Genomic DNA, 21,473 nt, shown 5'->3' on the forward strand with positions numbered 1-21,473 from the left:
GGGCGTTGTCGCGCGCAAACTGTCGCCAGGCCTCGTTGACGGTGATGATCGTGCCGTCCGGCGCGATCAGGGCGATGTGGGCAGGCAGCGCATCGAGGATTGCCTCGCGCTCGTGCGTGAGCTGTCGCCTGCCATCGTCGAGCCGTTCGAGGTGGTTGATCGTGAACGCCAGCAGGTCCCGCAGTTCGTCATCGCGCTTGTCTGCGTCCGATTCGCCTTTGGCCAGCCGACGCTGCTCGCCTCTCAGGCGGGCGACCAGGGCGCTGGTTTCGGATCGGCCTGGCCGTTGCGCGGAGCTCGTCATCGGTTCGCCTCAGGCGCAGAGTGCCGCGTTGTTATGCATAAGGAATAAATGCGGGCTACTGTAACGTGTCGCGGAATGGCCGGTGCGGCATTTTGTCACAGCATGACGAATTTATAGGCAGAGCGGGGTCGTGGACGCAAGCGACAATCACTTTTCGCCTGCCTGCGGCGATTTCCGCCCGCCCTCGGCTATCATCCGGGCACGGCTGACGGCGACCGCGACTGCTCCACGCGCCGGCAGGGGGCCGCCTGCAGAAGTCCAGCACGACAGGAGCAATGATGGACCCCAAAGCCCGGATTCTGATTGCGACCGACAACGCCACCGACGGAAACCTCGTGCGGCGTCTGCTCAGCATCGAGTTCGACAACGTCACGGTGTCGGCCTATGCCGACCGCCACCTCGCCGACTTCGAACGCTCCAAGCCCGAAGTCCTGGTGCTCGCGTTCGACAGCCTGGAAAAGGCCGAGCGCTACTACCTCGGTCTGTACCGATTGAGCACGGTGGTGCACGCGCTGCCGCACCGCACCCTGATCCTGTGCAACCAGGACGACCTGAAGCAGGTCTTCGAGCTGTGCAAGAAGCAGCATTTCGACGACTACATCCTGTTCTGGCCGATGGTGCATGACACCCCGCGCCTGCCGATGGCGGTGATCCACGCGCTGCGCCAGATGGCGGAGTCGGCCACCGGTGCCCCGCTGGCGCGCGAGCTCGCTGCCCAGGCACGGCGTATCGCTGAACTGGAGGCCTTGCTGGCCGAGCACGCCGCGCAGGGCGAGCGCCACCTGCGCTCGGCCAACAGCTCCCTGCAGCAGGCGGCCTCGGAGATGGGGGCGGCCCTGAGCGGCCTGTCGCATCGCGTCGCCCACGGCGGCTTCGTCGAGGTGCGCGACGCCAGCGGCCTCGAGGACGAGTTCGAGCGCTTCGAGAAGCAGGAGTTGGGGCCGCGCTTCGCCGCCCTCAAGGCCGCGGTGAAGCCGCTCGATGTGTGGATCGATTCGCTCGATCACCTCATCGCGCCCCAGCTTGACGCGGTGCGAGAACTGCAGGCAGCGGCCGAACGGGTCTGCCCGCTGGTGCTGATCGTCGACGACGACCCGCTGCAGCGCGAGGTGCTCGGTCAACTGCTGGCGGACTCGAAGGTGGAGCTGATGTTCGGTTCCTCGGGTACCGAGGCGCTGCGCGCCGCGCACCGGCGGCCGCCCGACCTGGTGCTGATGGACGTCAATCTGCCCGACATGGACGGCATCGAGACGACGCGGCGCCTGCACGACACCGACTACGGTCGGCACACGCCGGTGATCATGATCACCGGCTACAGCCAGAAGGACGTGGTGGTCGAGAGCCGCCGCGCCGGGGCGGTCGACTTCGTCGTCAAGCCGTACGACCGTGCGGTGCTGCTCGACAAGGTCAATGCCTTCCTGCGCCGCTGAGCTGTCCGGACCGCGCCGCCGACCTCGTCACGCCGCTCGTGCCGGCGCCAGCTCGCGTACCCAGGCCGCTTCACCCATCACGTAGGTCGCCGCCACCGTGCGGTCGTCGCCCAGCATCATCAGCACGAACAGGCGCTCGTCCAGGGTCTGGGCGCAGGCCATGCGGCGCGCCAGCAGCGGGGTGGCGGCCGGGTCGAGGACGACGAAATCGGCCTCCTTGCCGGGCAGGAAGTTGCCGACGCGCTCATCCAGGTACAGGCTGTGCGCGCCGCCCAGGGTGGCGAGATGGAAGGCGCTCGCGGCCGACAGCTTCTGGCCTTTGAGCTGTAGCACCTTGTAGGCCTCGTTCAGCGTCTGCAGCATCGAGAAGCTGGTGCCGGCACCGACGTCGGTGCCCACGCCCACGCGCAGTCCGAGCTCGCGCGCGCGCCCGAGGTCGAACAGGCCCGAGCCGAGGAAGAGGTTGGAGGTCGGGCAGAAGCTGATCGCCGCGCCGGTCTCGGCCATGCGCCGGCGGTCGGTGTCGTCGAGCCAGATGCAGTGCGCGTACACCGAGCGCATGCCGAGCTGGCCGAAGCGGTCGTACACGTCGAGGTAGCTGCGGGCCTCGGGATAGAGCCCGGCCACCCAGGCGACCTCGCCCTGGTTCTCGGCCACATGCGATTGCAGATAGACCCCCGGATGCTCGGCGTACAGACGGCCGGCGAGCCTCATCTGCTCGGGCGTGGAGGTGGCGGCAAAGCGCGGCGTGACCGCGTACTGCAGGCGGTCGCGGCCGTGCCAGCGTTCGATCAGGGCCTTCGATTCGGCGTAGCCGCCGGCGGCGGTGTCGCGCAGGAAGTCGGGGCAGTGGCGATCCATCAGCACCTTGCCGCTGATCATGCGCATGCGCCGCTCGAGTGCGGCCTCGAACAGCGCGTCGACCGAGGCGGCATGCACGGTGGCGAAGGCGAGCGCAGTGGTGGTGCCGTTGCGCAGGAGCTCGTCGCAGAAAAAGTCGGCGACGCGGCGCGCATGCGCCGGGTCGGCGAAGCGCGCCTCGGCGGGGAAGGTGTACTTCTCCAGCCAGGCCAGCAACTGCTCGCCGTGGCTGGCGATGATGTCGGTCTGGGCGTAGTGGATGTGGGTGTCGACGAAGCCGGGCAGGATCAGCTTGCCGCGGTGGTCGGTCAACGGCAGCTCGGCAGGCAGGCGGGCGAGTAGTTCCGGCGCTGGGCCGAGCTCGGCGACGTGGCCGTCGCGCAGCAGCAGCAGGCCGTCGGCGAAGTGTTCGAGGGCGGCCTCGCCGGCGCTGGCCGGGTCGGCGACGAAGTGCAGGATCTCGCCGCGGACGGCGTGCAGGTGGGGGGTGCTCATGTCGGAAGGATCGCTCGGGAAGGGGTTCGAGGGCGAGCGCGGGCGTGCTGTCCCGCGCTCGCGTGGTCGGGCGGCGGCGTCCGCGCGTCAGGCTGCGCAGTCGCGCAGAGCAGGTCGGGCGGCGAACGAGGCGCCGCGCAGTTGCAGCACTTCGGCGGCGATGGCGATGGCGATGACCTCGGGCTCCTTGCCACCCAGGCCGGGCGTGCCGATCGGGCAGTGCAGGCGGGCAATGGGCTGCTCGCCGTAGCCGCGCGCGCGCAGGCGCTGCTCGAAGCTGGCGCGCTTGGCGTGCGAGCCGATGAGGCCGCAGCAGCGGAAGTCGCCGCGCTCGAGGATCGCGCGCACCAGCTCGAAATCGAGCGCATGGCTGTGGGTCAGCACCAGGAACACCGCGTCGGCCGGCGCCGCCCGCACCTCGGCCTCGGGCAGGTCGGTGCAGCGGACCTCGATGTTCGGCGCCACGACAGCCGGGAACTCGTCCTCGCGCGGATCGACCCAGCGCACCTGCACCGGCAGGCGGCCGAAGAGTTCGGCCAGCGCGCGGCCGACGTGGCCGGCGCCGAACAGCACCACCTGCAGTTCGGGCGGCAGGCTGACGTCGAGCAGCGCGTCGGCGCCGCGTGCGGGCTCGCTCGCCAACAGCGCGGCGTCATCGGCGCGACCGGCGAGTAGGCTGCGGGCGCGCTCGAGCTGGCGGGCATCGGTGAGCACCGCCGCGGGCTCGTCGCCGAACACACGCACCACGGGGCGATCGCCAACGAGGGGCACGATGCGGCCCCAGGGGCGGCCGGCGGCGGCGTATGACCGCGCGGCCGCGAGCCAGTCGCGCTGCTCCGCGCCGACCGGCTCGAAGGCCAGCTGCATGACCCCGCCGCAGCACTGGCCGACGCTGGCGCCGAGCGGGAAGCGCACCAGGCTGGGCGCACGCGCCTCATCGGCGAGGAGCTGGCGGGCGAGGGCGATCGCGCGCAGCTCGAGCTGGCCGCCGCCGATGGTGCCCTGGCAGGCGGCGGCGCTGACGATCATGCGCGCCCCTGGCGCGCGCGGCGTCGAGCCGCGGGCCGCGGCCACCGTCACCAGCACGGCGCGCTCACCGGCGTCGACCAGGCGCGCGAGCTGTTCCACCCAGGGATTCATGACAGCACCTCCATCGTGGCGGGTGCGCACGCCGCACGCACCGCATCGATCGCATCGAGGATGGCTTCGGGCGTCGCCGGCGCCCGCAGCGGCGGCGCGCTGCGGCCGTCGCCAACCGCGGCGACGGCGTCGCGCAGCGCGAACAGCACCGCGAAGCCGAGCAGGAGCGGTGGCTCGCCGACGGCCTTGGAGCGCAGGATGGTGTCCTCGTGGTTGCGGTTGCGGAACAGCCGCGTGTGGAATTCGGCCGGACAGTCGTGCGCGGCAGGGATCTTGTAGGTCGACGGGGCGTGGGTCATAAGGCGCCCATCCTTGTTCCACCACAGCTCCTCCATCGTCAGCCAGCCCATGCCCTGGATGAAGGCGCCCTCGACCTGGCCGACGTCGATCGCCGGGTTGATCGAATTGCCGGCGTCGTGCAGCAGGTCGGCGCGCAGCAGGCGCCACTCGCCGGTAAGGGTATCGACCAGCACCTCGGCGACGGCGGCGCCGTAGGCGAAGTAGTAGAAGGGGCGGCCGCTCAGCGTGCTGCGGTCCCAGCTCAGGCCCGGGGTGGTGTAGAAGCCCTCCGACCACAGCTGGACGCGGGCCTGGTAGGCCTGCGCGACGAGCTCGGCGAACGGGACCGCAACCGCGCCGGCGTGCACGTGGTCGTCGGCAAAGCGCACCGCATCGGCGTCGATGCCATGGCGGCCGGCGACGAACTCGGCCAGGCGCTGGCGGATGCGGCGCGCGGCATCCTCGGCCGCCTTGCCGTTGAGGTCGGCGCCGGTCGAGGCGGCGGTGGCCGAGGTGTTGGCGACCTTGCTGGTGTCGGCGGCGGTGGCCCGCACCCGCGCCAGCTCGATGCCGAGCGTGTGCGCCACCACCTGGCAGACCTTGGTGTTGAGGCCCTGGCCCATCTCGGTGCCGCCGTGGTTCACCAGCACCGAGCCGTCGGTATACACATGCACCAGGGCGCCGGCCTGGTTGTAATGCGCGACGTTGAAGGAGATGCCGAACTTCACCGGCGTCAGCGCCAGGCCCTTCTTCAGCACCGGGCTGGCGGCGTTGTAGGCGGCGATGTCGCGCCGGCGCTCGCGATAGGCGCTGTCGGCTTCCAGTTCGGCGACCAGCTCGTGGATCACGTTGTCCTCGACGCGCTGGCCGTAGGGCGTCAGGTCGCGGCCTTCGCCGCCGTAGAAATTGAGCTTGCGCACGTCCAGCGGATCGTGCCCTAGCGCGCGCGCGACACTGTCGATGATGTGCTCGATCGCGACCGCGCCCTGCGGCCCGCCAAAGCCGCGGAAGGCGGTGTTCGACTGGGTGTTGGTCCTCGCGCACAGGGCGCGGATGTCCACATCGGCCAGGTAGTAGGCGTTGTCGAAGTGGCAGATCGCGCGCGTCGCCACCGGGCCGGACAGGTCGGCCGAGAAGCCCGCCCGCGCCACCATCTCGATGCGCGCGGCGAGGATGCGGCCGTCGTCGTCGAAACCGACCTCGTACTCGTAATGGAAGTCGTGGCGCTTGCCGGTGATCATGAAGTCGTCGTCGCGGTCGGGACGCAGCTTGACCGGGCGCCGCAGGCGCGCCGCGGCCAGCGCGGCAATGCAGGCGAACAGGGCCGACTGCGACTCCTTGCCGCCGAAGCCGCCGCCCATGCGGCGCATCTCGACCACGACCTGGTTGGCCGCCAGGCTCAGCGCATGGCTGACCACGTGCTGCATCTCGGTGGGGTGCTGGGTCGAGCACCACAGGTGGATGCAGCCGTCCTCGCGCGGCACCGCATAGGAGATCTGGCCCTCGAGGTAGAACTGCTCCTGTCCGCCCACCTGCCAGCTGCCCTTGAGCCGGCGCGGCGCGGCGGCGAGGCGGGCGGCGGGCTCGCCGCGCACGAGCTGCATGGGCGGCAGCACGAAGCTGCTCTGCGCCTTCGCCTGCAGCGGGTCGAGCACCGCCGGCAGCGGCTCGTAGCTCACCTTGGCGCGGCGCGCGGCGCGGCGTGCATGCTCGTGGCTGTCGGCCACCACCGCGAACAGGGGCTGGCCGACGTAGTGCACCACGCCGTCGGCGAGGATGGGATCGTCGTGGATGATCGGTCCGCAGTCGTTGGTGCCGGGGATGTCGGCCGCGGTGAGTACCGCGATCACGCCCGGCATGGCGCGCACCGCGTCGAGCTCGATGGCGAGGATGCGCGCATGAGCCTGGGATGACAGGCCGAGCGCAGCGTGGGCCGTGCCGGCCAGCTCGCGGATGTCGTCCACATAGGTGGCCTCGCCGGCGACGTGCAGGCGGGCGGATTCGTGCGGGTGGCCGTGATGGGCGGCCGGGGTGGCCTGGCGTGCCTGGGTGAAGGATTCGGCTTTCATTGGGGCGACCTCAGGGCTGGGCGGCGAAGCTGTCGAAGGCGGCGAACACGCGCGTCTGCTGCGTGTCGAGCGGATCCTGCGCACGGGTCTCGAGGTAGAAGCGGCGCAACAGCCCGGCAGCGGTGCGGCGGCGATAGTCGGCACTGGCGCGCAGGTCGCTGAGCGGCGCGTAGTCCTCGGCCAGGGCCTGCAGGGCGGCGAACAGCGCGGCTTCGTCCCAGCGCCGGCCCTCGATGGCGGCTTCGGTGCGCAGGGCGCGCCGCGGCGTGGCGGCCATGCCGCCGAAGGCGATGCGTGGGCTGCGTACGACCCCGTCCTCGAGGCGCAGCGCAAAGGCGCCACACACCGCCGAGATGTCCGAGTCGAAGCGCTTGGACACCTTCCAGCTGCGAAAGCGCAGCGCCGACTCGTGCACCGGCACCTCGACCGCCTCGACGATCTCGTCGGCGGCGAGGTCCTTGCGCATGTAGTCGAGGTAGAAGGCGTCCAGCGGCAGGCTGCGGCGGCCACGGGGGCCGTGCAGCACGACCTCGGCGCCGAGCGCGATCAGGGCCGGCATCGAATCGCCGATCGGCGAGCCGTTGGCGACGTTGCCGCCGAGCGTACCGGCATTGCGCACCGGCGGCGAGGCGAAGCGCTCCCACAGCTCGCCCAGTTCGGGGTAGGGCAGGCACAGCGCGGCGAAGGCGTCGCTGAGCGACACCGCCGCGCCGATGCGCAGCTTGCCGTGTGCCTCGCCGACCTGCTGCAAGTCCTCGACCTGGCCGATGTAGATCAGGTCGCCGACGTCGCGGAACTGCTTGTTGACCCACAGCCCGATGTCGGTGCAGCCGGCGAGCAGGGTGGCCTGCGGACGCTGGCGGCGCAGCTCGACGAGCTGCGCGAGCGTGCGCGGGGCGAGGAAGTGGGTGCCTTCATGAACATAGTCCAGCGCCTCGCGACGGCGCAGGCGGAGCAGGCCGGCGCGCACCGCCTCGCGGTCGAGCGGCAGCTCGGTGTGCTCGAACATGCGCTCGCCGGCCTCGATGATCGGCCGGTAGCCGGTGCAGCGGCACAGGTTGCCGGTGAGCTGGCTGCGGATGCGTGCCGGGTCGGGGCGCGTGCCGTCCGGGACGCAGGCGTTGTACAGGTCCCACAGCGACATCACGAAGCCGGGCGTACAGAAGCCGCATTGCGAACCGTGGCAGTCCACCATGGCCTGCTGGACCGGGTGCAAGCCGTCGCCGGCCTGGCGGCGCAGGTATTCGACGGTGAACACCGCCTTGCCGTCGAGGGCCGGCACGAACTGGATGCAGGCATTGACACTGTAAAGGCGCAGGGCATCGGCGCTGCCGGCCAGTTCGCCGAGGACCACGGTGCAGGCGCCGCAGTCGCCCTCGGCGCAGCCTTCCTTGGTGCCGGTCAGTCCCTGGTGGATGCGCAGCCAGGCGAGCAGGCTGGTGGTGGGCGCGATGCCGGTCACTTCGACCGGTTCGCCGTTGAGCAGAAAGCGGATTGCGTCTGTGTTCATCGTCTCTTCCTGGTGGGGCGCGCACTGTGCAGTCGACCCGCGGCGGGCGGGGACGGTTGCGCGGCGCCTTGCTGTCTGTTTTACGCCGGCCGCACCGGCTTGTCCAAGATCGGGGCGGCGACTGAATCCTGGTTGTTGATGACAAGATTGTCAACAATCGAGGGCCGGTGTGGATCGACTGCGCTTGCCCGTACTAAGCCCCTGGCGGCAAGGACGCAAACGGCCTGCAGGCGCCGCGCCATCGGGGTTTGCGGGTCATTGCGGCAGGCCTGGCGGGCGGACGATCGGGCGCCGGGCGGATGTGGGGAATCACGATCTCGTTATAATCCTGCGGCCCGCTCGGCAAGCATGAGCGCTCGGGACGGGCGGGGACGGAGGTCATGAAGTGAGCGAAGCGCAAGAACAGGACGGCGTCGCGGCGATGGCGGCGGGCAAGGCGGCGAGGACGCCGTCGACCGAGGAGACCCAGCGCGTGTTCGAGTCGCTGCGCAATGCAGTGCTCGACCAGCGTCTGCCGCCCGGGCTGCAGTTGAAGGAGCAGGCGCTCGCCGACGCGTTTGGCGTCAATCGCGCCGTCGTGCGCCAGGCGCTGGCCCGGCTGGAGATCTACCGCCTGGTCACGCACGCGCCCAATCGCGGCGTGTTCGTTGCCCATCCATCGGCGGCCGAGGGGCGCGACCTGTTCACCGCGCGCCGCTACATCGAGACGGCGATCGTCGAACTGGCGGTCGAGCGCTTCGACGACTCCGACCTTGCGCCGCTTCGCGCGCTGGTGCGGCGCGAGCGCGAGGCCTACGAGGCGGGCGAGCTGCGCAAGGCGCTGCGCTTGTCGATCGACTTTCATCTGCAGCTTGCCGAGCGCGTGGGCAACACCGTGCTCGCCGCCTTTCTCGACGAGATCGTCACGCGCACGCCGCTGGTGGTCCTCGCCCATCGCCGCGAGTCGCCGCCGACCTGCATGCTCAGCGACCACGAGCACATCCTCGACGCGATCGCGGCACACGACCTGGAGCGCGCACGCGCGCTGATGATCGAGCATGTCGGCCACCTCGAAGGTCGGCTTGCGCTGGATCGGGGTGGCCGAGGGGCGGACGCCGGCATCGCCCGCCTGCTCGGACTCGATGGCGACGTGGCGAAGGCTGGCGGCTGAGGGGCTTCGGGCCACCGCGTCGGCACGGTATGTGGAAGGTCTGATGCGCGGTATTGAGAAACCCATATGGGCACCGCCGGCCATGACTGCCTAAACTGCAAGCGCTGTCGTTGCCAAAATTGTTAACAAAAGAGGGCGCGCAGTGCGAGAGTGCATCCTGGCGGGGTTCGCCACCGAGCCGGGATGCAGATAGCCAAACCCGAGCCGATGCCGCATCGCAGCCGGCCGAGAGGAGACCCTTCATGCACCCCCAGACTTCCACCACGGCCGCCGCGGCCGACGCCGCGCAAGCCCCGCCAGACAGCTGGCTGGAGCGCCGCTTCCGTCTCGCCGCACATGGCACGAATGTGCGCACCGAGGTGTTCGCCGGCCTCACCACCTTCATCACGATGGCCTACATCATCTTCGTCAATCCGACAATCATGGCGGCGGCCGGCATGGACCAGGGTGCGGCCTTCGTCGCCACCTGCATTGGCGCCGCGCTCGGCTGCCTGCTGATGGGCTTCTACGCCAACTGGCCGGTCGGGCTGGCGCCCGGCATGGGGCTCAATGCCTTCTTCACCTACACCGTGGTGGGCGAGATGGGCTACAGCTGGGAAGTGGCGCTGGGCGCGGTGTTCCTGTCCGGCGTGCTGTTCATGGTGATGAGCTTCACCCGGCTGCGCCAGTGGCTGCTCGACAGCATCCCGCACAGCCTGCGCTTCGCGATGGGGGCCGGGGTTGGACTGTTCCTCGGCCTCATCGGGCTCAAGATCGCCGGCATCGTGGTGCCCAGCGAAGCCACCCTGGTGACCATGGGGTCGATGCTCGAGCTGCCCGCGGCGCTCGCCGGCCTGTGCTTCCTGATGATCGGCGTGCTCAGCCATTACCGCGTGTTCGGCGCGATCCTGATCAGCATCCTGGCGGTCACCTTCATCGGCTGGGCGGCGGGCATCGTCGAGTACGGGGGGCTGGTGTCGATGCCGCCAAGCCTCGCGCCGACGCTGCTGGCGATGGATGTGGCCGGCGCCTTCGACGTCGCGATGATCAGCGTCATCCTCGCCTTCCTGTTCGTGAACATGTTCGACACCGCCGGCACGCTGATGGGGGTGGCGCACCGCGCCGGGCTGAGCAAGGCCGACGGCCGCATCGAGAACCTGCCGCAGGCGCTCAAGGCCGACAGCAGCGCGAGCGTGATCGGTGCCTGCGTCGGCTGCCCGCCGGTGACGAGCTACGTCGAGAGCTGTTCGGGCGTCGAGGCGGGCGGGCGCACCGGGCTCACCGCGATCACCGTCGGCGTGCTGTTCCTGGGGGCGATGTTCTTCGCCCCGCTGGCCGGCATGATTCCGGGCTACGCTACCGCCGGCGCGCTGATCTACGTCGCCATGCTGATGACCACCGGGCTCGCCCACATCGATTGGGAGGACTACACGGACACCATCCCGGCGATCGTCACCGCGGTGATGATGCCGCTCACCTTCTCGATCGCCAACGGCATCGCGCTCGGCTTCGTCGCCTACGTCGTGCTGAAGTTCTGCACCGGCCAGCTGCGCGCCATCTCGCCGGCGCTGTATGCGCTGTTCGTGCTCTTTCTCGCCAAGTTCGTGTTCCTGTAGCCGGCCGGCTGGCGGGCGGCGGCGGCGCGTGCTTGAATGAAGCTCCACGCCACCGCGCACCGCCTGCCATGCCCAGCCTGTTCGTCTCCTACCGTCGCGAGGACAGCGCCGGCTTCGCCGGCCGGCTCACCGACGCGCTCGAGCAGCGCCTGGGCGTGGGCAGCGTCTTTCGGGACGTCGACGACATCACGCCCGGCGAGGATTTCGAGGCCGTGATCGAGCGCAAGCTGCGCCGGGTCGAGGCCGTGCTGGTGGTGATCGGGCCGGGCTGGCTCGATGCCGCGCAGGACGGGCAACGCCGCCTCGATCTGGCGGGCGATTTCGTGCGCCGCGAGATCGAGCAGGCGCTGAGTTCGGGCAAGCCGGTGGTGCCGATCCTGGTCGGCGGGGCGCCGATGCCGGCCGCCGCGTCGCTGCCGCCCTCGCTGCGCAGCCTGGCCAACCGCCACGCGCTGGCCTTGGGCGACGCGACCTGGTCGGCCGACCTGGCGCGGCTCGAGGCGGTGCTCGCGCAGTGGCTGACACCCCCTGCGAGGCCCGCGCCGACGACGCCGCGGCGCAGGCGCGCCCTGGCCGCGGTGGTCGGGCTCGGTGTCGCGCTCGGGCTTGGCGCCTGGTGGTTCGAGGGCGACCCCGCGCCCGGCCCGGAGGCCATCGCCGGGACATGGACCGCCGAGGTGAGCTATCCGTGGGAGCTGACGCTGCAGGAAGAGTACGAATTCGAGTTGCGCGGCGGCGGCGTCGAGGGCAGGGCGAGCTTTCTCGGCACCCCGCGCTCACTCGAGGCCGTGGAGTGGCGGGACGGCCGCCTGCATTTCCTGACGCGCAGTGCATCGCAGTCGGGCAATGAGCCGCCAAGCGAGATGGTGCAGCGCTACGAGGTGCAGCCCGACGGGGATGCGCTACACATCCGGCTGGAAATTCACCGCAGCCACAGCGTGGACCCCCCGCTCGAATTCGTTGCGCAGCGGCGCTGAACGCCGCGCCCGGGCGCTGGAAATGCGCTGCCGGGCGGCGCACAATCACGGCCCCGTCCCGCTCGTCAGCCCGCAAGGAAACCGCGCGATGTTCTACGGCATCACCGACCTCACCACCTTCATCCTCGGCACCGTCTTCATCGTGCTGCTACCGGGGCCCAACTCGCTCTACGTGATGGCGGCGGCTTCGCGCTGGGGCACGCGTGCCGGCTACCAGGGCGCGGCCGGGATCTTCGTCGGCGACACCATCCTGATGCTGCTTGCGGTGATGGGCATGGCCTCGGTGCTGCGCGCCACGCCCGAGCTGTTCATGGTGATCAAGTATGCCGGGGCCGCCTACCTGGCCTGGGTGGGGCTCAGCCTGCTGCGCGGCGCGCTCGCCACCTGGCGGCGCGGGGACGAGAGCGCCGAGGCGGTCGGCGACGGCAAGCCGGACTATCCGCCGGTGCGCAGCACGCCGCACCCCTTCCGCACCGCGCTGCTGATCAGCCTGATGAACCCGAAGGCGATCCTGTTCTTCGTCTCCTTCTTCATCCAGTTCGTCGATCCGGCCTACGCGCACCCGGCGCTGTCCTTCGTGATCCTGGGCATCATCGTGCAGATCTGCAGCGTGCTCTACCTGTCGGTGCTGATCTTCGCCGGCGCGCGCCTCGCGGCGCAGTTCCGCCGCCATCGCCGCGTGGCCGCAGGCGCCACCGCGGGGGTGGGCGGGGTGTTCATCGGCTTTGGCGCCAAGCTGGCGACAGCGACGCTGGGCTGAGCGCTGGCGCCTCCGGCTTGGCAGCCGGGGGCGCGTGGCCGATCCTTGCTAGGCGCTGCGGTCTGCCGCCCTGGCGCCATGCTTGGCGCGGTACATGGCCGCGTCGGCGTGGCGCGACAGGGCTGCGGCGTCGAGGCCGTCCTCGGGAAAGACGGCCACGCCGATGCTGGCCGAGACGCGGAGGCGATGGCCGTCGAGCTCGAAGGGCTGGCCGATGGCCTCGTCGATCTTCTGCACCACGCGTGCCGCGTCGTCGGCCGACTGGATGCTGCGCAGCAGGATGACGAATTCGTCGCCGCCGATGCGGGCGGCGGTGTCCGATTCGCGGATGTTCTGGCGGATGCGCGCGGCCACGCCCTTGAGCACGCGGTCGCCGGCGGCGTGGCCGAGGCGGTCGTTGATCGGCTTGAAATCGTCGAGGTCGATGAAGAGCAGCACCAGCCGGCTATCGTCGCGGCGCGCGGCCGCCAGTGCCACGCGCATGCGATCGTCGAACAGGGCGCGATTGGGCAGGTCGGTGAGGGGGTCGTGTTGCGCGAGGTGCTCGAGTTCGCCCATCTGCTGGGCGACCTGGGTGCGCAACTCGGCGAAGCGCCGCGCCAGCGCGCCGATCTCGTCCTTGCGCCGGACCGGCAGCGCGGGGCCGCGACCATCATCGGAAAAGCACTCGACCGCGTTGCTCAGGGCGTTGATCGGTCGCGTGATCGCCCGTGCGAGTATGCTGGCGATGAGGATGCCGGCGACGCTCAGGCCGAGCACGATCTGCAGCACCACGCCGCCAAGCGGTGCGGCGCGCGCCAGGATGGAGTCCAGCGGCTGGGCGAGGCCAAGCACGAAGCGGTTGTCCTCGGTGTGGACCTGGGCATAGGCGGCGATGAAGCCGGCCACTACCGCGACCTTTTCATCGGTCGGGCTCCGCGCCTCGATGACCAGATCCTCTACCCGCCCATCGACCAGTTTCTGCGTGGCGGGGAACTCGTCCTGCACGCGAATGCGGCGACCCCTGTCGAAGCCGAAGGTGCGCGACGCATCGGGGTGGACCAGGTAGTCCCCGCTGCCATTGGTCAGGAAGAGCTGGAAATCGGGGGGCAGGTCGGCGGCGAGCAGGCCGAACACGCCGTTGAGGTCGGCGTTGATCACGATCACGCCACGGGTGCGGCCGCTCGCGTCGACCACGGGGGTGGCGAACTGCACACTGGGCTGGTGGAGCGCGGCATCCGCACCGCGCTCATGGTTGAGGGCGACGCGCGACATGTAAACCTCGCCCGCACGCAGGCGCAGCGTCTCGACGACATAGGGGTGGTGGCCCGTCTTCTGCAGGTGATCGCCGCTGATGTGCAGCACGGCGCTGCCGTTGCGGTCGACGCGCACGCGCTCGAGTCCCGGCCCGTCGGCCGCGATCAGGCGGATCTGGAAATAGGCCGGGTTGGCCTCCTGCAGCAAGGCGAACTGGGTGGCGAGCTCGGCCGCGCGGGCAGGGCTGCTGTTGTCGAGGACGGCGAGTGCGGCGGGGTGGCGGGCAAGCGCGCGCAGGGTGCGGGAGATCTCCTGTCGCACCACCGTGATGCGGCGCGCAAGCACGCGCGTGGAGGTCAGCAACTCGGCCTTTGCCGACTGCACCAGCAGCCCCTTGCTTGCGCTGTAGGCATAGAAGCCGGAGATGCCGGCGGCAAGCATGCCGACCAGCGCCAGCACCACCGCGAGCTTGGCCGCGATGCCGAACTTCATGGCGCCAGCACCCGCAGCGGCGAGCCCGCGGAAACCAGGCCGGCCCCCAGCAGCATGCCGCGCCTGGTGTCTGCGGCCGGCTCGAGCGCTGGCAGGCAGCCGGATACGCGGCCGTCAGAGCGACGGGAACGACAGCGACGGAGCATGGGGAGTCGGTTCCGGTTCATCCCTCGCAGGCGAGGACGCGCCTTGCGAGGGCTTCGGTAGCAGGGTGGCGCGGATGCCGAGGGTGGATGGCAAGGTGACGCTGCTCATTCTAGAGCACGCGGGGCCCCGTTTCCGCGCCGTCAGCGCCTCTGCGGGCGCTTTGTGTCGTGCGAGCGAATGTCACCGGCTGTGCGGGCCTTCTCGAGACCGAGCCGGCGCGCGGCGATCTGCTATCTTCCCCGCATGCAATCGATCATCTCCATATCCGGTCTGTCAAAGACCTACGCTTCGGGCTTCGCGGCGCTGCAGGGCGTCGATCTCGACATCCGCCGCGGCGAGATCTTCGCCCTGCTCGGCCCCAACGGTGCGGGCAAGACGACCCTCATCAGCGTCGTGTGCGGCCTGGTCAACCCGAGCGCCGGCACGGTGAGCGTGGCCGGCCACGACATCATCGGCGACTACCGCGCGGCACGCGCGCTGATCGGCCTGGTGCCGCAGGAGCTCACCACCGATGCCTTCGAGACGGTGTGGAACACGGTGAGCTTTTCCCGCGGCCTGTTCGGCAAGCCGCCCAACCCGGCCTGGCTCGAGCAGTTGTTGAAGGATCTGTCGCTGTGGAACAAGAAGGACGCCAAGCTGATGACGCTCTCCGGCGGCATGAAGCGCCGGGTGCTGATCGCCAAGGCGCTGTCGCACGAGCCGCGCATCCTGTTCCTCGACGAACCCACGGCGGGCGTGGACGTCGAGCTGCGCCGCGACATGTGGCAGCTCGTGCGCCGGCTGCGCGACAGCGGCGTGACCGTGATCCTGACCACGCACTACATCGAGGAGGCCGAGGAGATGGCCGACCGCATCGGCGTGATCGCCAAGGGTCGGCTGATCCTGGTCGAGGACAAGGACGCGCTGATGAACAAGCTCGGCGGCAAGCAGCTCACGCTGCAACTGGCGGCACCGATCGCCGAGGTCCCGCCCGCACTGGTGCGCTACGGCCTGACGCTGGGCAAGGGCGGCAGCACGCTTGTGTATCGCTACGAGGCCCAGACCGAAGACAATGCGATCGCCGACCTGCTGCAGGACCTTGCCGCCGCCGGCATCGCCTTTGCCGACCTGCACACCACCCAGCGCTCGCTGGAGGAGATCTTCGTCAGCCTGGTGAGCGAGCGCGAACAGGCCGCCCCGGCGGACGAGAGCCACATCGCCACGGCCGCAGGGGAGGGCGCACGATGAACTGGCATGCAGTCCGCGCGATCTACATCTTCGAGATGGCGCGCACCAAGCGCACGCTGCTGCAGAGCGTGCTGGCGCCGGTAATCACGACCACGCTGTACTTCGTCGTCTTCGGCTCGGCGATCGGCACGCGCATCCCCGAGGTCGAGGGCGTGAGCTACGGCGCCTTCATCGTGCCCGGCCTGATCATGCTCAACCTGCTTACCCAGAGCGTGTCGAACGCCTCCTTCGGCATCTTCTTCCCGAAGTTCTCGCGCACGATCTACGAGCTGCTGTCGGCCCCCATCTCGCACTTCGAGATCGTGCTCAGCTACGTCGGCGCGGCCGCGACCAAGGCGGTGATCCTGAGCGTGATCATCCTCGCCACCGCCGCCTTCTTCGTGCCGCTGCGCATCGAGCACCCGCTGTGGATGATCGGCTTCCTGCTGCTCACCGCGGTCAGCTTCAGCCTGCTCGGCTTCATCCTCGGCATCTGGGCGGACAATTTCGAGAAGCTGCAGTTGGTGCCGCTCCTGATCATCACTCCGCTGACCTTCCTCGGCGGCAGCTTCTACTCGATCGACATGCTGCCGGCGGTGTGGCGCACGGTGTCGCTGTTCAACCCGGTGGTGTACCTGGTGAGCGGCTTTCGCTGGAGCTTCTACGGCAGCGCCGACGTGGCGGTGGGGGTGAGCCTGGCGATGACGCTGCTGTTCCTGGCGGTGTTCGTCGCGATCGCGACCTGGATGCTGAGGACGGGGTATCGCCTGAAGCCGTGAGCGGGCGCGCCGCGCGCCACTCGGTTACCATGGCCACCATGCTGAACCTGAACCGAATCAAGGCGATCTCACTGGACCTCGACGACACGCTGTGGCCGGTCTGGCCGACCATCGAGCGCGCCGAACAGAGGCTCCACGACTGGCTGGCGCTCAATGCACCGCTGACGGCGCAGCGCTATGCGAGCCCGCGGGCACTGCGCGAAGTTCGCGACGCCCTTGGCCAGCAGCGGCCCGAGCTCGTCCACGACCTCACCACCCTGCGTCGCGAGTCGATCCGCATCGCGCTGGCGAGCGCAGGCGAGGACCCGCAGCTCGCAGAGCCCGCCTTCGAGGTCTTCTTCGAGGCACGCCACGAGGTGAGCTTCTTCCCCGACGCGCTGCCCGCGCTCGAAGCCCTGGCCGCGCGTTTTCCGCTGGTGAGCCTGACCAACGGCAATGCCGAAATCGCGCGGGTCGGGCTGGGCGCCTTCTTCGTCGCCAGCGTCGCTGCGCTGCAGGTGGGGGTGCCCAAGCCCCACGCCCGCATCTTCCACGTCGCGGCCGAGGCAGCGGGCGTCCCGCCGGAGGAAGTGCTGCACGTCGGCGACGACGCCCTGCTCGACGTGCTGGGCGCACGCGCAGCCGGCATGCAGGCGGCCTGGATCAATCGCGAGCGGTCGCCGTGGGCGCACCCGGAGCGGCCACATGTGGAAGCGGCCGACCTGACCGAGCTGGTTCGGGCATTGACCTAGGCCACCGCTCAAGCTGCGGGGTGTCGTGGGACACGGCCATGGCGGGTTCGCCATTCAAACGTAATGCCGAGCTCGCCCGGGGTTGCTAGCATTGTCCCCCATGAGCCTCTACCAGGATTATGCCGACAGGACCGCACAGCTGATCGCGGACGGCGTGTTGCGCGCGGGCGACAAACTGCTGTCCGTTCGCCAGGCCTGCAAGACCCACGGCCTCAGCCCGATCACGGTCACGCAGGCCTACCACCTGCTCGAGAGCCGGGGCCTGATCGAGGCGCGGCCCAGGTCGGGCTACTTCGTGCGTGCCCGGCTCGGGAGCAAACTCCCCGAGCCGGAGATGAGCCATCCGGTGGGCGGCTCCACGGCGCTCGAGGTCAGCGACTTCATCTTCCAGATCCTCGACAGCGTGCGCGATCCTGCGATTGTCCCCTTGGGGTCGAGCTTTCCGGACGCGCGCCTGTATCCACTCGACAAGCTCGGCCGTTTCCTCGCCGCAGCCGCGCGTCACCTGGACCCGCTGGCCACGGTGACTGACCTGCCACCGGGCAACGAGGAACTGCGCCGACAGCTCGCATTGCGTTACCTGGCGCATGGCGCCTCGGTGTCGCCGCAGGAAATCGTCGTCACCTCAGGGGCGATGGAAGGGCTCAACCTCTGCCTGCAGGCCCTGACCCAGCCCGGCGACCTGGTCGCCATCGAGTCACCCACCTTCTACGCGGGGCTGCAGGCGAGCGAGCGCCTTGGGCTCAAAGTGATCGAGATCCCGAGCCACCCGCGCGAGGGCGTGAGCCTGGATGCGCTGGCCGACGCGCTGCGCCATCATCCGGTCAAGGCCTGCCTGTTCATGCTCAACTACGCCAACCCGACCGGCAGCCGCGTATCGGACGAGAACAAGCGCGCGTTACTGGAACTGCTGCGCAAGTACCAGGTTCCGTTGATCGAGGACGACGTCTATGCCGAGCTGTACTTCGGCCGCGAGGCGCCCTTGTGCAGCAAGGCGATGGACACCGACGGACTGGTGCTGCACGTATCGTCGTTCTCGAAGTGCCTCGCCCCGGGGTACCGTGTGGGCTGGGTCGCGGCAGGGCGTTTCGCCAAGAAGGTGCAGCGGCAGAAATACGCGACCAGCCTGGCCACGGCCGTGCCGATGCAGATCGCGCTGGCCGATTACCTCAAGCATGGCGGTTTCGACAACCACCTGCGCCAACTGCGCCGGCAGCTTGCCACCCAGGAAGCGCAACTCCTGGCCGGCATCGAGGCGCACTTCCCGGCCGGTATCCGTCTGGCGCGGCCGGACGGCGGATACTTTCTGTGGCTCGAGCTGCCCGCCCAAGTCGATGCGCTGCGGCTGCACAAGGAGGCGCTCGCGCACGGCATCAGCACGGCGCCGGGGCCGATCTTTTCTGCGAAACGCGAGTTTTCGAACTATCTACGACTCAACTTCGGTCATCCCGCGACGTCTTTGCAGCAGGACGCGCTGGCGACTCTCGGCAGATTGATCCGGCAAGCAACCATGGTCAGCCCGATGGCTTGCATCTGATCTGTGCCTGTCAGAAATCGTACGTTCTGAATCTGCTCCTATTTCGCTCACGGTGATGTACTCCAGCCCATCGTCAGAGCCGGAGTACATTCATGAACCCACCCGTCAGCAAGGTGCGCGAAGCCAGGCTGGAGTTCTATCGCAAGAAGGGAAAGGTCCACGCCAAGGCGGTGCAGGGCCGCTTCAACAGCCTGCGCTGGGCGATGGTCTGGCTTACCCAGATCGTGTTCTACGGCGCATGCTGGTTGCCATGGACGACGGCAGCGGGTACGCGGCAGGCGATCCTGTTCGACATCGTCGACGAGAAGCTCTATCTCTTCGACCTGGTGCTGTGGCCGCAGGATGCGCTGCTGCTCGCCTTCATCCTGATCCTGGCCGCCACCGCGCTGTTCTTCACCACCGCCATAGCGGGGCGCCTGTTCTGCGGCTTTGCCTGTCCGCAGACGGTCTATACGTCCATCTTCGTGTGGATCGAAGGCAAGGTCGAAGGCGACCACCTTGCGCGCCTGCGCCTCGACCAGAGCCCGATGTCGGCGCGCAAGCTGCTGATCAAGTCGGTCAAGCACGGCATCTGGGCGCTGGTGGCCGCGTGGACCGCGATCACCTTCGTCGGCTATTTCACTCCGATCCGGGAACTGCTGCCGGCGATCGCCAGTTTCCAGACCGGGCCCTGGGAAAGCTTCTGGCTGATCTTCTACGCGGCCTTCACCTATGTGCAGGCGGGGCTGGCACGCGAGGCCGTGTGCCAGCACATGTGCCCGTACTCGCGCCTCCAGGGGGTGATGATCGATCCGGATACGGCCAACGTCAGCTATGACGCCCGCCGCGGCGAACCCCGTGGTGCCCTGCGGCAATCCGCCAGCAAGGGCGACTGCATCGACTGTGGCATCTGCGTGCAGGTGTGTCCGACCGGCATTGACATCCGCGATGGCCTGCAATACCAGTGCATCAACTGCGGCCTGTGCATCGACGGCTGCGACCAGGTCATGGACCGGATCGGCGCACCGCGCGGCCTGATCCGTTTCACGAGCGAGCGCGAGCTTGCCGGCCAGCCCAAGGCCGCCGCGGTCTGGTCGCGGCCGCGGACCCTGGCCTATGTCGGCCTGCTGCTCGTGTTCACGGTCCTGGGTGCATGGACGCTGAACGAGCGCGTGCTGCTGCGGCTGGAGGTGCACCGGGATCGCGGTGCCCTGATGCAGGAGACCAGCGAGGGGCGGATCGAGAACAGCTACACCCTCAAGCTCATCAACATGGAGGAGGCAGCCCGCCAGTTCCGTATCGGTGTGAGCGGCCTGCCAGGGCTGCGGATCGAGGGGGGCACCGAGTTCATGGTCGAGCCGGGGCGCCTCCATACCGTCACGCTCACCCTGTCATCCCCACTCGACGACATGCCGTCCGGCGTGCAGCCGATCACATTCGAGACGGTGGCGCTGCACGACCCAAGCCTTGCCGTGCGCGAGAAGAGCACCTTCATCCTGCCCACCCACTGAACGCTCAGCCAACGTGTATCGCTACAACGAAACCGATCAGCGCCTGGTCGATGACCGTGTCCGCCAGTTCCGCGACCAGATGCAGCGCCACTGTCGTGGACGTGATCGCGTGGCCCGCAGGTGGCGCTCTGTCGAGCGCAGTGGCTCAGCTTCGCTCCGACCACAGCACGCCGCCGGTCGCCCAGTGCTCGCGCTTGACGTCGATCAGGATGATGTCGACCGAGCCCGGGTCGCATTCGAGGACGCGGCAGGTTTCCTTGGTCAGGGCTTCGACGAGCTCGCGCTTTTTCTCCTGGCTGCGGCCTTCGAAGAGTTCGATGCGAAAGGTGGGCATGGTCGCGGGGCTCCTGTGGGTGGAAAAGAGAACGACGCTCAGCGCGCGAAGTCGGGCTCGCTGCGCATCAGGCCGCGCAGCAGCGCGGACCATTCGAGTGCGCCTTCCGGCTCGGGGTCGGCGGTGAGCTGGGCGTGGCTGCGCGCGAGCACCGCGTCGGGTGGCATCGACACCGGGCCGGCGGCGAGGGCGGCGAGCTGGGTGCGGCAGGCTTTCTCGAGCGTGTCCATCAGCACGAAGGCTTCGGCCACCGTGCGGCCGCAGGTGAGCGTGCCGTGGTTGCGCAGGATCATCGCCCGATGCGTACCGAGCTCGGCGACGAACTGCGCCTGCTCGTCGGCGCCAAAGGCGAGGCCCTGGTAGTCGTGGTAGGCGATGTCGCGCCAGAAGCGCATCGCGTGCTGCGACAGGGGTAGCAGGCCGTGCTCGAGTGCGGAGACGGCGATGCCGGCGTCGGTGTGCAGGTGGATCACGCAGTGGGCGTCGGCACGGGCGCGATGCACGGCGCCGTGGATGGCGAAGCCGCTCGGGTTGGCGCTGCGGTCGCTGTCGTCGATGACGCGACCGTCGAGGTCGATCGTCAGCAGGCTGGAGGCGCTGATCTCGTCGAAGGTCTGGCCGAAGGCGTTGATCAGGAAGGCATCGTCACGGCCGGGCAGGCGCAGCGAGATGTGGGTGTAGATCAGGTCCGTCCAGCCCCGGTGTGCGGCCAGGCGGTAGCAGGCGGCGAGATCGACGCGGGCGCGCCACTCTTCGGCGCTGACGGTGTCGGGGCGGGCGGCGTAGGGGTCGAAGGGCAGCATGGCAGCAAGCCTCGTGAATCAAGGCGACATCGTACCGCCGCTCAGGCTCAGCCGCGCAGGGCCGGGATGAGTCCCTGCGTGGTGAGCTGCACTTCGTCGCAGTTGTGCCCCGGCCCGCTGCGATCGATGACGATGAAGTCGCACACGG

At 69.2% G+C, this 21,473-nt stretch carries 18 protein-coding genes and 1 pseudogene; 10 read left to right on the plus strand and 9 right to left on the minus strand.

Annotated elements, in window-relative coordinates; translation table 11 throughout:
- Positions 1-304, minus strand: a 304-nt coding sequence (locus PLC66_RS19340) for a hypothetical protein (RefSeq protein WP_324543546.1), incomplete at its 3' end; no start/stop codon positions are given.
- Positions 305-582: 278 nt separating this feature from the next.
- Between PLC66_RS19340 and PLC66_RS19345 the strand changes: the two genes are divergently transcribed.
- Positions 583-1,734 (plus strand): response regulator, encoded by a 1,152-nt coding sequence (locus PLC66_RS19345; RefSeq protein ID WP_324543548.1) that lies wholly within the window; start codon positions 583-585, stop codon positions 1,732-1,734.
- Positions 1,735-1,761: 27 nt separating this feature from the next.
- Here the strand turns inward: PLC66_RS19345 and guaD are convergent, their stop codons facing one another.
- The 4 genes from guaD to xdhA all read right to left on the minus strand — a co-directional run bounded on the left by guaD (position 1,762) and on the right by xdhA (position 8,088).
- Entirely contained in the window at positions 1,762-3,090 is a 1,329-nt protein-coding gene (guaD, locus tag PLC66_RS19350; protein WP_324543550.1) for a guanine deaminase, read from the minus strand.
- An 87-nt stretch (positions 3,091-3,177) separates the two neighbouring features.
- Entirely contained in the window at positions 3,178-4,230 is a 1,053-nt protein-coding gene (gene xdhC / locus PLC66_RS19355; protein ID WP_324543552.1) for a xanthine dehydrogenase accessory protein XdhC, read from the minus strand.
- Complete coding sequence (gene xdhB, locus PLC66_RS19360; protein ID WP_324543554.1) at positions 4,227-6,578, minus strand: xanthine dehydrogenase molybdopterin binding subunit; 2,352 nt, start codon at positions 6,576-6,578, stop codon at positions 4,227-4,229. The genes xdhC and xdhB overlap by 4 nt, the downstream gene beginning before the upstream one ends.
- Before the next feature lie 10 nt (positions 6,579-6,588).
- Entirely contained in the window at positions 6,589-8,088 is a 1,500-nt protein-coding gene (gene xdhA / locus PLC66_RS19365; RefSeq protein ID WP_324543556.1) for a xanthine dehydrogenase small subunit, read from the minus strand.
- 385 nt (positions 8,089-8,473) lie between these two features.
- On the opposite strand from xdhA, the gene PLC66_RS19370 reads away from it, so the two are divergent.
- From PLC66_RS19370 to leuE, 4 genes are all read left to right on the plus strand, one after another.
- Positions 8,474-9,238: a GntR family transcriptional regulator gene (locus PLC66_RS19370; RefSeq protein WP_324543558.1), complete on the plus strand. Its 765-nt coding sequence runs from the start codon at positions 8,474-8,476 to the stop codon at positions 9,236-9,238.
- Positions 9,239-9,480: 242 nt separating this feature from the next.
- Complete coding sequence (locus PLC66_RS19375) at positions 9,481-10,833, plus strand: NCS2 family permease (RefSeq protein ID WP_324543560.1); 1,353 nt, start codon at positions 9,481-9,483, stop codon at positions 10,831-10,833.
- A gap of 68 nt (positions 10,834-10,901) precedes the next feature.
- Entirely contained in the window at positions 10,902-11,810 is a 909-nt protein-coding gene (locus PLC66_RS19380) for a toll/interleukin-1 receptor domain-containing protein (protein ID WP_324543562.1), read from the plus strand.
- Between the two features lie 88 nt (positions 11,811-11,898).
- Entirely contained in the window at positions 11,899-12,570 is a 672-nt protein-coding gene (gene leuE, locus PLC66_RS19385) for a leucine efflux protein LeuE (RefSeq protein ID WP_324543564.1), read from the plus strand.
- A 48-nt stretch (positions 12,571-12,618) separates the two neighbouring features.
- On the opposite strand, the gene PLC66_RS19390 is transcribed toward leuE, so the two are convergent.
- Positions 12,619-14,298 carry a diguanylate cyclase domain-containing protein gene (locus PLC66_RS19390; protein WP_324543566.1) on the minus strand — a complete coding sequence of 560 codons (1,680 nt, stop codon included), beginning with the start codon at positions 14,296-14,298 and terminating at the stop codon, positions 12,619-12,621.
- A 390-nt stretch (positions 14,299-14,688) separates the two neighbouring features.
- On the opposite strand from PLC66_RS19390, the gene PLC66_RS19395 reads away from it, so the two are divergent.
- The 5 genes from PLC66_RS19395 to ccoG all read left to right on the plus strand — a co-directional run bounded on the left by PLC66_RS19395 (position 14,689) and on the right by ccoG (position 20,188).
- A complete protein-coding gene (locus PLC66_RS19395; RefSeq protein ID WP_324543568.1) occupies positions 14,689-15,672 on the plus strand; it encodes an ABC transporter ATP-binding protein in 984 nt (327 codons plus the stop codon).
- Positions 15,669-16,430, plus strand: a complete 762-nt coding sequence (locus tag PLC66_RS19400) for an ABC transporter permease (RefSeq protein WP_324543570.1) — start codon at positions 15,669-15,671, stop codon at positions 16,428-16,430. Before PLC66_RS19395 ends, PLC66_RS19400 begins: the two co-directional genes overlap by 4 nt.
- A gap of 38 nt (positions 16,431-16,468) precedes the next feature.
- A complete protein-coding gene (locus tag PLC66_RS19405; RefSeq protein ID WP_324543572.1) occupies positions 16,469-17,161 on the plus strand; it encodes an HAD family hydrolase in 693 nt (230 codons plus the stop codon).
- Between the two features lie 100 nt (positions 17,162-17,261).
- The gene (locus tag PLC66_RS19410) at positions 17,262-18,698 is read left to right on the plus strand and encodes an aminotransferase-like domain-containing protein (protein WP_324543574.1); all 1,437 of its coding nucleotides are present in this window, start codon (positions 17,262-17,264) and stop codon (positions 18,696-18,698) included.
- Positions 18,699-18,790: 92 nt separating this feature from the next.
- On the plus strand, positions 18,791-20,188 hold the full coding sequence (gene ccoG, locus PLC66_RS19415; RefSeq protein WP_324543576.1) for a cytochrome c oxidase accessory protein CcoG: 1,398 nt from the start codon (positions 18,791-18,793) through the stop codon (positions 20,186-20,188).
- A gap of 145 nt (positions 20,189-20,333) precedes the next feature.
- Here the strand turns inward: ccoG and PLC66_RS19420 are convergent, their stop codons facing one another.
- The 3 genes and pseudogenes from PLC66_RS19420 to PLC66_RS19430 form a co-directional block, all read right to left on the minus strand.
- Positions 20,334-20,522 (minus strand): 4-oxalocrotonate tautomerase, encoded by a 189-nt coding sequence (locus PLC66_RS19420; RefSeq protein ID WP_324543578.1) that lies wholly within the window; start codon positions 20,520-20,522, stop codon positions 20,334-20,336.
- Between the two features lie 38 nt (positions 20,523-20,560).
- Positions 20,561-21,325 carry a class II aldolase/adducin family protein gene (locus tag PLC66_RS19425; RefSeq protein WP_324543580.1) on the minus strand — a complete coding sequence of 255 codons (765 nt, stop codon included), beginning with the start codon at positions 21,323-21,325 and terminating at the stop codon, positions 20,561-20,563.
- Between the two features lie 47 nt (positions 21,326-21,372).
- Positions 21,373-21,473, minus strand: a pseudogene (locus PLC66_RS19430) (ureidoglycolate lyase); the annotation flags it as partial.

Origin of the sequence: Thauera sp., from assembly GCF_035444905.1 — a bacterium.
Classification (GTDB): domain Bacteria; phylum Pseudomonadota; class Gammaproteobacteria; order Burkholderiales; family Rhodocyclaceae; genus Thauera.